Annotated in this window: 14 protein-coding genes; all 14 read right to left on the reverse strand. The window is 45.7% G+C overall.

Annotation, left to right across the window (positions count from 1 at the left end; all coding sequences use genetic code 11):
• Nucleotides 1–4: 4 nt before the first annotated feature.
• The 14 genes from AC3WTP_RS08870 to AC3WTP_RS08935 all read right to left on the reverse strand — a co-directional run bounded on the left by AC3WTP_RS08870 (nt 5) and on the right by AC3WTP_RS08935 (nt 13056).
• Nucleotides 5–379 (reverse strand): hypothetical protein, encoded by a 375-nt coding sequence (locus AC3WTP_RS08870; protein ID WP_492394244.1) that lies wholly within the window; start codon nt 377–379, stop codon nt 5–7.
• Between the two features lie 9 nt (nt 380–388).
• On the reverse strand, nt 389–2026 hold the full coding sequence (locus tag AC3WTP_RS08875) for a hypothetical protein (protein WP_492394245.1): 1638 nt from the start codon (nt 2024–2026) through the stop codon (nt 389–391).
• A 1-nt stretch (nt 2027) separates the two neighbouring features.
• Nucleotides 2028–3119 carry a siphovirus ReqiPepy6 Gp37-like family protein gene (locus tag AC3WTP_RS08880; RefSeq protein ID WP_492394246.1) on the reverse strand — a complete coding sequence of 364 codons (1092 nt, stop codon included), beginning with the start codon at nt 3117–3119 and terminating at the stop codon, nt 2028–2030.
• Nucleotides 3116–3973: a phage tail family protein gene (locus tag AC3WTP_RS08885; RefSeq protein WP_492394247.1), complete on the reverse strand. Its 858-nt coding sequence runs from the start codon at nt 3971–3973 to the stop codon at nt 3116–3118. The genes AC3WTP_RS08880 and AC3WTP_RS08885 overlap by 4 nt, the downstream gene beginning before the upstream one ends.
• A 12-nt stretch (nt 3974–3985) precedes the next feature.
• A complete protein-coding gene (locus AC3WTP_RS08890) occupies nt 3986–8347 on the reverse strand; it encodes a phage tail tape measure protein (protein WP_492394248.1) in 4362 nt (1453 codons plus the stop codon).
• Between the two features lie 15 nt (nt 8348–8362).
• Complete coding sequence (locus tag AC3WTP_RS08895; protein ID WP_492394249.1) at nt 8363–8881, reverse strand: hypothetical protein; 519 nt, start codon at nt 8879–8881, stop codon at nt 8363–8365.
• 65 nt (nt 8882–8946) lie between these two features.
• A complete protein-coding gene (locus AC3WTP_RS08900) occupies nt 8947–9537 on the reverse strand; it encodes a major tail protein (RefSeq protein WP_492394250.1) in 591 nt (196 codons plus the stop codon).
• 5 nt (nt 9538–9542) lie between these two features.
• Nucleotides 9543–9932, reverse strand: a complete 390-nt coding sequence (gp17, locus tag AC3WTP_RS08905) for a tail completion protein gp17 (RefSeq protein WP_492394251.1) — start codon at nt 9930–9932, stop codon at nt 9543–9545.
• Nucleotides 9932–10318 carry an HK97-gp10 family putative phage morphogenesis protein gene (locus AC3WTP_RS08910; protein ID WP_492394252.1) on the reverse strand — a complete coding sequence of 129 codons (387 nt, stop codon included), beginning with the start codon at nt 10316–10318 and terminating at the stop codon, nt 9932–9934. The genes gp17 and AC3WTP_RS08910 overlap by 1 nt, the downstream gene beginning before the upstream one ends.
• Nucleotides 10311–10667: a phage head closure protein gene (locus AC3WTP_RS08915; protein ID WP_492394253.1), complete on the reverse strand. Its 357-nt coding sequence runs from the start codon at nt 10665–10667 to the stop codon at nt 10311–10313. Before AC3WTP_RS08915 ends, AC3WTP_RS08910 begins: the two co-directional genes overlap by 8 nt.
• The gene (locus AC3WTP_RS08920; protein WP_492394254.1) at nt 10642–10884 is read right to left on the reverse strand and encodes a hypothetical protein; all 243 of its coding nucleotides are present in this window, start codon (nt 10882–10884) and stop codon (nt 10642–10644) included. The genes AC3WTP_RS08915 and AC3WTP_RS08920 overlap by 26 nt, the downstream gene beginning before the upstream one ends.
• Nucleotides 10885–10886: 2 nt before the next feature.
• Nucleotides 10887–11168 (reverse strand): head-tail connector protein, encoded by a 282-nt coding sequence (locus tag AC3WTP_RS08925; protein WP_492394255.1) that lies wholly within the window; start codon nt 11166–11168, stop codon nt 10887–10889.
• Between the two features lie 17 nt (nt 11169–11185).
• A complete protein-coding gene (locus AC3WTP_RS08930; protein ID WP_492394256.1) occupies nt 11186–12325 on the reverse strand; it encodes a phage major capsid protein in 1140 nt (379 codons plus the stop codon).
• The gene (locus AC3WTP_RS08935; protein WP_492394488.1) at nt 12322–13056 is read right to left on the reverse strand and encodes a head maturation protease, ClpP-related; all 735 of its coding nucleotides are present in this window, start codon (nt 13054–13056) and stop codon (nt 12322–12324) included. Before AC3WTP_RS08935 ends, AC3WTP_RS08930 begins: the two co-directional genes overlap by 4 nt.
• Nucleotides 13057–13061: the final 5 nt, after the last annotated feature.

The raw sequence follows: 13061 nt of genomic DNA on the forward strand, positions 1-13061 counted from the left end.
CTGATTATATTGTCACCATTTCAGCGATTGTTAACTCTAAATCTGTGAGCCTTGCTTTGTTTTCGGCTACTTCTTCGGACAGCGACTTGCGATACACTGGCGGTTTCTCGGGTTCGCTTGGATCGGGATAGCTAAACTCCAATTCTTTTGTTTCTAGATTTACTCGATAGCCATTGCAATCTGCGAAGTCTTGCGCATACTGTCCATATTCAAGCTGAATCACATCGAACGTATTTCGGTTACGTTCTGATAGAGCTGTGTATGCTTCGATATCTTGGTCAATAGTTGTCTCAACTACAGATCCAGAACGTTCGCCAGTGTTGATAATTACATTTCCTGTTGCGACATCATAATAAATTCGTCTGCCAATCTCGTTCATAACGTCCCCCTATTCCCACGCACACCATGTATAAGATTCTGATGTTCTCGCACCAGTTGCAACGAATCCATTACTGTTTGGCACGACATAGTTAGATGCGTTAACTGTACCTCTAGCGCTAGATCCAGTTGATTGTCCAAAATCAACCCACAACCGGTTGCCAACTGTATCCTCCGCTGAATGTATCAAGTAATAAAAAGCTGATGCTTGATAGTAATAATGACTTAGCAATACAGTTCTCGGGGCAAACGATAAGCCTGTTACGGTTATCTTACCAGTTCCGTCAGATGTTAACGTTCCTTTTGCAAACTTCTTCCCTGTATTAATCTGACGTATCTTAGCTGCTAACGTTGCCCATGTATCATTTGTAGTCGCTGATCCACCCATGGCGTTGATAGATGCGACTACTGCAGCTTTAGCATCAACGCCAGATTGCTTTAAATTGTTAATTTCTTCCCCTATCTTCATATAACCCATGCCAACCAATTCCAGCTCACCAGTGGCGTGTAACTTCAAAGCTTTATTGAAATCCCATTGACCAGATTTCGGCGTTGTCTCTGGTGTGAAGATTAACGTGTCTTTGGAGTCGGATGCACTGGAACGATGCACAATCCAACCTCTACCGTCTACTAACGGACTTTCATAGATGAATGGATTCCCATGTGATGTACGAACAGTTCCAGATAAAAGCCCACCAGATTCGTCTAAAATACGTCTCCACGGTTGCCATGACATTATATTGTTTGAATCAATAGAGTATCGTTGGTAGATACCTCCACCTTGAGCATACGCAACTTGCGATACCCATCTGCTGTGTGACCCTTCAATTTGTTGCAATCCCAATAGAGATACGCCACTTGGAGCATTTACAAGCGTAATGCTCGCATTGTTTTTGATCTCCATAAACCATGTTCCAGAAGGCTGCGCGTTACAGTCTAAAGTTCCGCTGATAACTTTTTTATACGGCAAACTCGCATTTTTAGCATTAGTCTCTGCTTGATTGGCTTTACTATCAACATACATAGTAGTTGCAAAGCCTTCGTCCTGAACTGACTCCATAAAATCAACCCACTGTTGTTGATACTCTGCTGTCTTGGTATTTAGCCATGATTGGAACTCATTGAATATGCTTGTTGTATCAGCCTGTTGGATTAAAGCTGTGACCACTCCGCAAACAGCATTATTGAGTCGTTCATCCGTGACTTGATCAGGCGCTATGACCGTTGTATTTGCTTTGACTCGCACTTGTGCAAGCGATAAGTCATATATGTCGCCACTTCGAACAATTGCTGGTGCGGTTGGTGATGCCGCAGGATTGCCTTGTAGGACCATTGCTTTAATTGCCCTTACTGGCAAGCTGACATTTAACCGTAAAATGATACGGTCAATACGATCTTGCGTGGCAGCTGGAACAATAGGCAATACCAACTGCGAGTCAAACACCGAGTACATGTAGCCATTGATCCAACCGTACCCGAGCGCTATGGACACATTGCTGTCCGATCCTGATGCAGATACTTTTAACTTAGTCCCGCCACCGAATACGCCGTTGCCTACGAATTTGGCAAAGTATTCAGCGAACTCGCGCGCGGGATATTGCCGAGGATCATCGGCGGTTGTATCAAAAAAACCTGATTTTTGTGGCACGCTATCCTCTCCTTTTTGCTTGTTCTTCTATTTTCCTGACCACTTTTGTGATGGTCGGGATTTCCTGACCAAAGCCGATTTCTATTTTACTGGCGGGCTCGTATATCTCTTTGACTTCTGTTATGCGGGTGTTCATGGTAAGCCCCCAATTTAGATTCTTGACGGTTACGATATCGCCCAAGTCCCAATCCTTCTCGTAGACAAAACTACGAGTATCAAGCACTTTGCCACTCAGTGTCGTGATGCGTTTGTGCTCGCCTAACTTTTGTTGGCCCATATCGATCAGTTCAGCGGCGTTCTCGGCTTGTGAGCAGTCTACGAAAACCTCTCGGCGTTCCAGTCCAGCACCCGCGCCAACCATTTGTATAAGGCGCTCCGCATCTTCGCCCTTGCCGCCTGCGTACCCGACATTCTTGTACCCAAAATCGCTATCAAGGTATTGTTGGCTTTGGATGTTGTCAAAGGCGTGCGAAAATATGACCGGCGGCAAAGTGTTTTGATCTACAGTTAAATTTCGACCGACCAACACATCAAACACCCACTTGCGCGCTGGGATGTCTAACTTTACGAACCATCCAATATCGCACCACTCTGCAATCTCCTGTATCACTTGGTCAAGCTGCTCATACCTTGTCTGCCATGGCGTCTGCTTGCCGCGCTTCATGTCTGGAGAAATCGCAAAAAATGGCATTCGCCGCTCTGGGTAAATGCCATCCACTATGTGCCTATTAACGTAATGCTTCATGACTGTTTCAGCAGCTCCACGCACTCGGTCATAGTTGTCTGTTACCGTTACGCGGCGGTCAAGCACGCCTCCAAGAGTACTGCCTTTAACAATCAATTCCTCACTGTTCTCGGCATTAATCTCGCGTTGTATGACAATACCTGACTTATGCGATTGGTTGCCAATCATGATGATATTGTCCTTGAGTAGCTTGTCAGTGTGCTGCTTGCTCAGATCAATATGGATCTCAAACTCTCCTGCTCGGTAATAGCGGCGAGTAAACTGCAAGCTCTCGTAATCGTCGATCTCCCCGAGCAAGTTAAATGCTGTATCCAATATGCGAATTGGCGGTGCTTTAATGTCCATCATCCCCCAATGTACCGGTTATTCCAATATATTGTGACACGGGCCCGCTCGCGGTCTGCTTCTTGATCGCTGTCGTACCTCAAGATGTTCTCGCCGACGACAAGCTGAAAAAAGGAGCTGTTGATATCTATCCAGTGGAACACATTCACACGCGAACCGTCTGACTTTACAACCTCAACTCGCTTTTGCCCAAAGGCTGTATTGATTTCTAGTACATCGGTGTCGGACAACTCATAGTTAATTTTGATAAATTCACCAGTCGTCTCGTTAATGACTATCGGGTTCTTTGCTGGACCTTGATAATTGACCAAGAGCGGTGCCTCTACATCTCCACTGTTCGCAAATGAGCCACGGTAGGACGAGAAAGCAAATGTAGTCGGAAGCCTCAACGGAAATGTCATCCCGCCCTCTTCGAATTTCAACCCCCTGACTGTCTCTTGCTCATCGCGCCAATAAGGGTCAGGACAGTGAAATGAGATCGCGAACGCCTGATTTGCAACATACCGCTCACCGAAAATCGGGCTCTCTTCTGGTACGGCGTCTATAGCATAAGACCGATTGTTATTAGTGTATACGAGTCGACCGAGCCCAACCTTGGGATTAAGTATCCTACTGAGCTCTCTCCGCAGCGCATACATGTCATTTTGATTATTGGCAATGATATAACCATTAATCGTAATGAAGCGGTCTGCAACGTATGCTCCAGCGTAGGTTGACCCGTCTTGATACGGCGAACGAGTTGACTTAACCTCTGTCGGAGCTCCGCCCGTGCCGTCGATACCAGAGAGGACGAACGGCTTATATTTTCCAAGCGCTACCGACTCGCCGCGAGCATTTGTAAATGTAACTTGTTGCATGCTCGTCCCTCCTTAATAGCCTAACAATGCTTGCCCTGCTTTTTGTGTTGCGCGTGAGATAGCGCTCGGCGATGATGCCGGCGAATAGAAATTATTAACCTGTGATACCGACTTTGAATTGTTGTTGTTAACAACATTAGACGATCCTGCTGCCGCCGAATTCATAGCCGAAACTGCTGCCGCGCGCGCCGCCGCAATTTGAGCATTGATGTTATCGATTAAAGGTTGAATCTGCATGACCTGTCCCTTGAACCCCTCATACATCTGCTCGCCCAACGTCTGCCCAGCAATGTTGTAATCATCTCCGAAATCTTTGAGCAGCTTAAGAATATCTTGTTGTTGTTGGTTGATGATCATTTTTTCAGCTTCGGCTTGCAGTGCTTTTGCATTTAGCAACTGATTGTAGTGATTTTGGACAGAGATCAAATGTTGATCATGCGCTGCCTTTTGCGCGTTGTATATCGCATTGATATTGTCCTGCTGTGCCTGGTACTCTGCCGCCATTATTTCCTTCTTCGCTTCCAGCTGGTCCTTGATGACTTTGGTTTCTTCGGACAACTTGTCTTTTAGCTCTTTTTGCTCTTCTTTAAGAGCTTCTTTTTTGTCGTCAAGCTGTTCCTTGCGATGACGTTCATCCTGTTCCGCAAGAATCTTATTGAGTTCCTTCTGTAATTGAGCCTTGTTAAATTCATCATGCTCGTACTCAATAAGCCCTTGTAGGCGATCTATCTTCCGCTGGTCCTCGGCGTCCATATCTCCGCGCGACTTCTGTTTCTCGGCTTGTTCAAGTGCATCAAGTTCAGCTTGTATCGCTTCGATCTGTGCGTTGTACACGCTGTTGATGTGCTCGATTTCGGCGTCTGCTGCCTTCTGTGCAGCATCAACACGAGCGTTGTATACCGTTTTGATTGCATCAAGCTGATTGTTCTTCCACTTCTCATTCGCTTCCTGAGCGTCTTTAACGGCTTCCTCAGCTGCTTTCTTTTCTGTCTGGTACTTCTCTTTCAGAGCGCCTTGAATCCCTTTGGATAAGTCGTTAACCGAATCGATCTGCGACTTATTAACGGCCTCTGTGTATTCTCGTTGCAGCTGTATGCGTTCATTCGTCTGCTGCCGCACCTGCTCAGTTATCTCGCGTTCAATCTGTCGTTTCTCCGCAGCTGAATAACGGCTATCCGCGAGCACTTTTTGCAGGTAGTTTTTATTAAGATAGATTTGCTCGTTATAAAGCTTGTCCTTAAGTTTGAACATCTCTTCATCAGACAGCTTCTCACGCGCTATACGATCCTCGTAGGCGGCTTGCAGTTGTTGATTGGTATATTGGACTGCGTTGACACGAGACTGCTTCTCTGCCTCAATTTTGCGCTGCGTGGCTTCGAATATGCGGTCGTCCATGTCCTTACGTTCTTCCGCTGAGTCAGCGTACAGCTTCTTGATACGTTGCAGCAAGACAATCTCATCATTCTCAGTGAGTTTGCCTAACTCCTTAGCTCTCTCGTAGTTATCAATAGCGTCTTGAAGTGAGTCATCACCCATCTGCTTTTTTAAAGCATATATCTTCTCTTCAATAGCCATCCGTTCGTCGGCTGTCTTGATGTACTTAGAACGGATTTCTTCCAACGATTTAAGTTCTTGCTCAGCCGTTAGTTGATCCAGAGCTTTTAAGTGCTCTAGTTTCTTGTAAGCTTCGTCAAGCGCCTTGTTTTCATATGCCTTTGTTCCTCCGCCTTTGTCTTTCTTCTTATCTGGATCGCTAGGGATATAAATCGGAGGCGGCTTTACAGGAGCTACAGGTATGTCCTCTGGTTTAGAGTTAGCCAGAGCTTGTAAGCTTGCAGCTTCGCCGCGTAGTCGGTCAAGTTCATCATTCATTCGCGTTAGAGCAGCTTGAGCAAGACCGCTTTCGCCAGTTATCTTCGCAATGCCTTCAGCGACTTTAATAGCCGCTTCCTGCTTGGCGATCGCTGCATTTTTGTCTTGTACGGCTGCCGTAGCTTTAGCTCGGATGCTTTCCCATTCTTTTTCGATTTCTTGTTGCTTAATCAATACTAAGCCTTTTACGGCTTCGGTATTAAGCCCTGTTGCTGTAACGAACTGAGGGAATTGGTTGGTCAATTCTTTATTAGCCTTTAACCAATCATCAGAGCCTTTTTCAGCTGTTGTATAAGTCTTGATTAAGTTATCTATGCTGACGATTTCCTGTTTTCGTATTGCTATCTGCTTAGCTTTATCGTTTAATTCTGACGTTGTTTCCTTATTGGCGTCCTTTACTGCTTTGTTTAAAATATTGACAGCATTTTGCATGTCTTTCATTGACTTCGCTGCTATCTTGCCGTTTTCATCAATGAATTCGAGGGTAACGCCAAATCCTTTTGCTGTTTCCGCTAATTCTTCGAGTTTGACATCTAACTCATCAGCTGCATCATTGATCGCGCCTGCATTATTTCCCATCTGCGCAGCGTTTGACTCTGATGCTATGTCTATGAGTTTTTGATAAGTTTCAATTAATTCGTTGCCTTTATCTATTCTTTCTTGCGTGGCATCCACTTCAGCTCGAGTGATCCCGTTTTGCTGTACGGCTTGCAATTCCTCTTGCGCTTGCGCTAATTCTGCCGCCGCCTTCTCAGCGTCATTCATGGCGTCTTTGATTGCTAGGAACGCGCCTACTGCTGTTAATATGGCTGTTATCGTGAGACCGATCGGGTTCGTAGCGAGAAACGCGAGCGCTGTTCCCAATGATTTAACGACTGGTACGAGCGCTGCTATACTTATCGTCAACTGACCAGCAATGATAAGTAACGGACCTGCTGCGGCCACCATAGTTACCATCGTTAAAATAGTCTTTTGTGATTCAGTATCAAGGCTGGCGAACCATTCCGCACCTTCTTCGATGGATTTGAATAGTGGCTCCAATGAGTCAAGAACATCCATGATTGCAGGAACTAAAGCGTCACCTAGTTTTTTAGCCGTAGCAGTGATTCTGTTTCCCATTATTTCTAACTGTGACTTCGTTGTTTCATAACGCGTATTAGCCTCTTTGGTCAGAGCCGTGTTTTCTTCCCAGGCCTTCGTGCCAAGCTCCAAGCTGTTTCGAAGTAGATCTCCAGCGCCAGCCGTACGAAGCAATGCGTCACGCACTCTGATTTCAGATAGTTCAAGATCTTCCAGTACAGCAAATGTATTTTCTCCTGCCTTGGACATGCGTCCCAAACCTTCTACAAACGAAACTAATGCGCCAGCTGCGTCTTTCTCAAAAGCTGTTTTGAATTGTTGCGAACTCATTCCAGCCACGGATGCAAACGATTCTAACGATGCTCCGCCGGTGGCTACAGCATTAGCCATATCGACCATGACACGAGAGAACGAGGAACCGCCAGCCTCAGCTTCAATGCCAACGGATGACAACGCACCAGCAAACGCGAGTATTTGAGCTTCGGTCAAACCGATCTGATGACCAGCACCCGCCAAACGTAATGCCATCTCGGTTATCTCAGCTTCAGTGGTCGCTAAGTTATTGCCTAGGGCAACAATAGTCGAACCTAACTTGTCAAATTCGCTTTGCGGCATCTGTGTGATGTTTGCTAAACGAGCTAACGCCGTGGCCGCCTGATCAGAGCTCATATTTGTTGAAACGCCTAGATCAGCCATTGTACGAGTAAAGCTCATTATTGCTTCGTTCTTAACTCCCAGTTGTCCGGCCGCTTCTGCAATTCCAGCTATCTCCACTGCTGTTGCTGGTAATTGTTTTGACATATCGATTATTTCTTTTTCAAACTTCTTAAACTCTTCAGCTGTTGCATCAACGGTCTTTTGCACTCCTGCAAAGGCAGTCTCAAATTCAATTGATGCGTTACCTGCCGCCACGCCAGCTGCAGCGATAGGTGCGGTGACCATCAAGCTTAGTCCCGTGCCTGCCTTGGTCATTGCCTGCCCCGCGGATTCCATTTTCTTCGCTGCTGCATCGATTGCGGATGACGCTTTATTCCAAGCTGACGTTTGTTTCTCGAGCTCAGTAGTTGTTTTCTTGAGCTCGGAATCCAGTTTATTGTACTGAGCTACCGCCTTATTAAGCTTGATCTCGAGATTCTGCGTTTCCTTGGCGTCTTTACCCTTTGCCGCCGCGGATTCTTCGTGTTGCTTTTTTAGCTTAGCGATCCGCTGCGCTTGAATATCCATTTGCTTGGATAGTAAATCAGTCTTTGTTTTAAGAGCATCCTGTGAGTTAGCGTGTTCTCCCAAGCGCGCTGATGCTGCTTTAAATTCAGACTCAACAACCTTCATTTGACGCGTCAGCGACGCCATTGATCGTTCTACGCCGGTATCATCAATAGATATCTTGGTGACTAGATTAGATACTTCTATATCCTCTGCCATTAAACTTCACCTCCCCTAGATGTATTGATCGATCCATGCGCGCGCTGCCGCTTGTTCACTTGATTCCTTTTCTTCCATTCCGTTATAGCGCTTGTGATGTTCCCATAAGGTGAATAATCTGCGCGGTGTACAACGCCAAAAAACCGCCTCGCTCATGCCGAGCAGGACGGTTCCTATATAATCAAGCCAACCCCAATCCCACCCGTCTATTTGGTCGGTTGCAGGCTGGTTAAAGGCAGGTTCTTTATTTGAATCAGGCAGAGAATAAATCAAAGCCTGCAATATTTTCGCAATCACTTCGTATCTGTTAGATACACCAATAAGTTGGTCCACAACATCTATGGTTAAATCTTCATCCTCATGCGCTAAACCGTGATATAAAATAATCGCTATATCCTCAATCGCATCAATTCGCACATGCTTAGTGGCCTGTAAAATAGATCCGTATCTTTGTTCCAAGTCATATACCGCGCTCATGTCGTATACAAGGTGTCGGTGTTTATCTAAATCTATCGGGACTTTTTGAGTTTTCATCTTTTCACTCCCCGAAATAGTAAAAAGAGAGAAGGTTTCCCCTCTCTCTCTATTGGTTATTAATCCTACGGCGTAGGTACTGCGTTAGGAACTGCCGTAAACCACGCCGCAATCAAGGCGGCACTTGCCGTGTTGTTGCTGTCTGCGCGGAATCTCCAGTGACCATCATAAGCTCTTTTCAAGAAAGTACCCTTTATTGTCGGAGTCTGGAATTGTGGGGTACCCTGCTTGGTTTGAGCATCTTCCTCCGGAATCATAAACTTTCCTTTCAAAAGCCATACATAGATAACACTTCCGTCGTGCATGGTGCGTTTATATCCAAGCGCAACCTCTGGTGCATTGTCGTCAGCGTTATCAATAAGCATGCCATCTGCATTCACCTTCGAACCAAGTAACTCAGCTTGTGTGGTCAACGGAAGGCTTGCAACACCAATCTCTACTTGTATTTCACCGAGGGCATTTGCGGTTATTATTGGACCGTCGTTACCATTCAGCGTTGCAGAGTTAACAGATGGGGCTATTTTTGCCGTGAGTGCTGGCGCCATTAATTTCGGTGCGGCGTATTCGGCGCCTGTCTTATCGTCTTTCGTTAATAGTGCGTAATAAATGTCCTGTAAACCAACAGGAACTGAGATTACTGTTGTTGGATCTGCCAAATTAATCAACTCCCATATTTAATAGTTTTATAGCGCAGTACCTTGTGGTACGTCTTTGTTTCTTGCTCATACATGTCTTTTGATCCAGATCGACTAAAACCCATTTCCTTCATCGTTTTGTCAACTTCTGATGCGATCGCGCCTGTATTTCCCTTTGTCCAGATGTCAACTTGAAAATGAATGGAATCACCAATCGATACATTGTTCGCAAACGATGTATCGAAGCTTGTGATCTCGAAGAATGTGATGTATGGTTCCACGACAGAAACCTCTTGGCCGTTTTCGCGCATTTTCTCTGGCGCGACCTGCGGCCACACTTTTTTTCCACCCAACAACAAAACAAGCGCAGCATTGTTTAGCAGCGCTTGTCTTATTTCAGGCTTTAGATCAATCATTATCTCATCCCCTCTCTTTGCTGGGATGCTAAGATATCGACTATTAAGTCTTTATTCTCTTCTGACGCCGGATAGATAAACGGCTGAGCTGGTGACTTGCTTGTTCCGAACTCCAAAAAGTGAGACCTCCAACCTGTTCTTTTACCTGGTCCCACTAGTACATAACGATTTCCATCGCCGCGCATGACACCACTGACTTTGATGTCGTCTTTAATGTGCTGGTGATCGATCGAACTTACCGTAACTTTTTCGCGCTGAGCTTCAGCGATTAACTCGCCAGCCATGCGCAAGCCTTGGTTTTCCATTCTAACGACACCGGAAGCCATCTTATTTCGAATCGTCGCCAACATCTGCTCCATGCCTTGTAATTCAATGCCGCTAGCCATTTGACGCCTCTGACACCATTAAGTGCGTCTCTGTGCGATCGTCAAATACATCATCAAGCGGCGGTACATCGATCATGTAGAAGCGGTTATCCTTCAGATCAACTATACGCATGCCTGCTTCGATTCCCGTTCGATATCTGATCTTATATCTAACTGACACTTCGGTCTGGGATGATGCCACCGCGAAGAATTCACGGCCTTTCAATGGTTCACGTGCAGCCCATGTGGTAACAACATCTTCCCAATCTTTAGCGTCTGGAATCGGATAACCTGCATCATCTTCTGTGATGCCCTTGCGCTGGATAGTGATAAGACGGTTTAGGTCATTTGCCCTCAGTCTTTTCGCCATTCGCTTCACCATCCCGCTTTGTCTTTCGGCCGCGCGTTGGTTTCTCAACCTTTTCTTCTGTCGTTGGTTCGGATACTTCGACAGATGCTATATAACCGCGAGAGACCAATAATTGCGCGCGCTCTTCGCTGTGCGGTACATGCTCGTCTCCTGGATGTAGATGGCGGTGATTATCGAAACGATCTAAGAATTCTTTGATGACAACATACTTCGGCACTTTTACACCTCCCCATACGATTTCAGTTGCAATATGATGCTGTTGAGAGATCGTATAGTCATGTTAACTTCCTGCTCATCTCGTGCTTGTTCCTTTTTCACGAACAGAATGACCGCGAGATGATATAATTCAGTCGATCCTTCGTCTGTTGCATCTGGCTTAACCACACCAGACTTAGCAAGCGAAGCCTCGGCAGCGGGAATGAGAAGAGCGAGAACATCATCGTCCTCGCTCCTATCCAGTCTTAGAAACCTTTTAACCTTGCTTAAAAGCTCCTGATCCACCATGATTGACTCCTCGCTTAAGGAACCGGTACGACTTTAGCGATGCGGAATGCAGATTTCAACTTGATCTTGTGGTCAAACCAAGCCGTGAGGACAAAGTTCTCAACGCCAGTTTTTACATCCTTGTCGTGGTCATACAGCATAGTTGGATCATAGTTGAAGTGCGAGTAGCGAAGGTCGCCGACGATTGGATCTGTGGCTGAGTCACAGAACAACGCCGGTTTTCCAAGTACTTGCTCAGGTTGAGCGCCATAAAGCGTAGCGCTGCCATTAGCCAGCGTCTCGATAATGTCCATGTAATCAGCATAAGTCATTACGACTTTTGCATTCTCTCGATAGTCCTCGTGCAGATCTGCAATAGCGGCCTTGATAGCTTTGTATTTATCCGCAGCAGAAACTTCCTTAATTGCGTTTTGAGCAGAATAGAATGACATATGTTCCTCGCCCGCTTTAGGTGTCTTAGTAAATGCTACCTTCTTTTCTTTCGCAGCAAGGCCGCTCTCAAGAGCCATATCCACCGTTTGAACAAGGTTTGTGTCTGTAGCTGAAAGAACTGTTTCGGATACCGGCACAAACACTTTGAATTTTTTCCGTCCGAAGCTAACAACGTCACCTTCTGCTTTCAGCTCTTTTGCCGTTTCAGTGTCAGCGATGAAATCGTCGTTATCAAGAGTGAAAGTAATCTTAGGAATTTCAAGATTCGTCATGCTTGTAACAGTGGAGTTTCCACGCAACGGATTTTTTATGAATGGCTCATGCAGCAATTCGTTCGTCATTGTGGTTGGCAAGATCTTTTCGCCGCCAGAAGCGTTGTTATCGCCGAGAATAGCTTTGACATCAGGCGACACACTCTGTCCTGTGACCGTTGAGCGAACCAGAGAAGCTTTAGCGCTGATTTTCTGTTGTTTCGGATCTGCAATGCCTTGAATGCCTTTATTGGCACTCATTGCAGCAAGTTGCTCAGCCTCCATTGCATCGTGCTGCTCTTTGATGACATTGAAGCGCATCTTCAAATCTTCCTTAGTTCTTTGCATGGCTTGGATGTCTTCCATTTTCGTGCTAGGATCGATAGCCTTTGCCGAAAGGTCGTTCTCTGTCTTTTGAAGCTGTTGACCGATAGTGACAAGGTTTTGCTTTAGTTCGAATAGTGTTTTCATTGATACATTCCCCCTAGAATGGTTTCGATATATGCCGATCCAGCCTTTGCTTCATCGGCAATTTTGGTGCGCATTGCTTGTTCTTCACTTGAAACAACTTGATTCTGATACTGCATTGATTTATCAAACAAGGCCGCCGGCACATTGACATACTGCTTGAATAAGTCGTTGCTGATCGAAGCAGCTGCTTGATTCGCTGCGAGAACTTCATCACACAGCCCATAAGAAAAAGCTTCATCAGCCGAAAGCCATGTTTCGGCGTCAAGAAGCTCTTCTAGTTTCTGCTCTGTTAATTTGTCACCTGCGCGGTCGATATAAGATTGACAAGCTGATTTGCTTATCTTCTCCAAATCATCCGCAGCTCTCCTTAGTTGATTGGCGTTGCCCTGCACGAAGTCCCATGCATGGTGTATCATCATCATGGAGTTTTTATACATATATACTTTATCTGCGCACATCGGAATGACAGATGATATCGATGCGGCCAAGGCATCTATATATGCGTATACCTTCGCCTTATGCATTTTCAGCATGTTAAATATCGCGATTCCTTCAAATACACTTCCGCCTGGCGAGTTAACGTGAAGGTTGATGGTGTCTACATCGCCAAGTGCATCTAAGTCCTTCTTAAATGATGTGGAGGATACTTCTCCAAGTTCCTCCCACGCATATTTGGTGACTTCGCCATAAATGTAAATGTCAGCAGTCTTGCTCTTAGCTGCCATCTTCATTTCCC

Source organism: Paenibacillus sp. EB106-04-04-XG159 (genome assembly GCF_058791835.1).

Coding starts and splice junctions, on each gene's coding strand:
- AC3WTP_RS08870 (WP_492394244.1), bottom strand. CDS start 379: ATGAACGAGATTGGCAGACGAATTTATTATGATGTCGCAACAGGAAAT.
- AC3WTP_RS08880 (WP_492394246.1), bottom strand. CDS start 3,119: ATGATGGACATTAAAGCACCGCCAATTCGCATATTGGATACAGCATTT.
- AC3WTP_RS08895 (WP_492394249.1), bottom strand. CDS start 8,881: ATGAAAACTCAAAAAGTCCCGATAGATTTAGATAAACACCGACACCTT.
- AC3WTP_RS08915 (WP_492394253.1), bottom strand. CDS start 10,667: ATGGCGAAAAGACTGAGGGCAAATGACCTAAACCGTCTTATCACTATC.
- AC3WTP_RS08885 (WP_492394247.1), bottom strand. CDS start 3,973: ATGCAACAAGTTACATTTACAAATGCTCGCGGCGAGTCGGTAGCGCTT.
- AC3WTP_RS08930 (WP_492394256.1), bottom strand. CDS start 12,325: ATGAAAACACTATTCGAACTAAAGCAAAACCTTGTCACTATCGGTCAA.
- AC3WTP_RS08935 (WP_492394488.1), bottom strand. CDS start 13,056: ATGAAGATGGCAGCTAAGAGCAAGACTGCTGACATTTACATTTATGGC.
- AC3WTP_RS08890 (WP_492394248.1), bottom strand. CDS start 8,347: ATGGCAGAGGATATAGAAGTATCTAATCTAGTCACCAAGATATCTATT.
- gp17 (WP_492394251.1), bottom strand. CDS start 9,932: ATGATTGATCTAAAGCCTGAAATAAGACAAGCGCTGCTAAACAATGCT.
- AC3WTP_RS08910 (WP_492394252.1), bottom strand. CDS start 10,318: ATGGCTAGCGGCATTGAATTACAAGGCATGGAGCAGATGTTGGCGACG.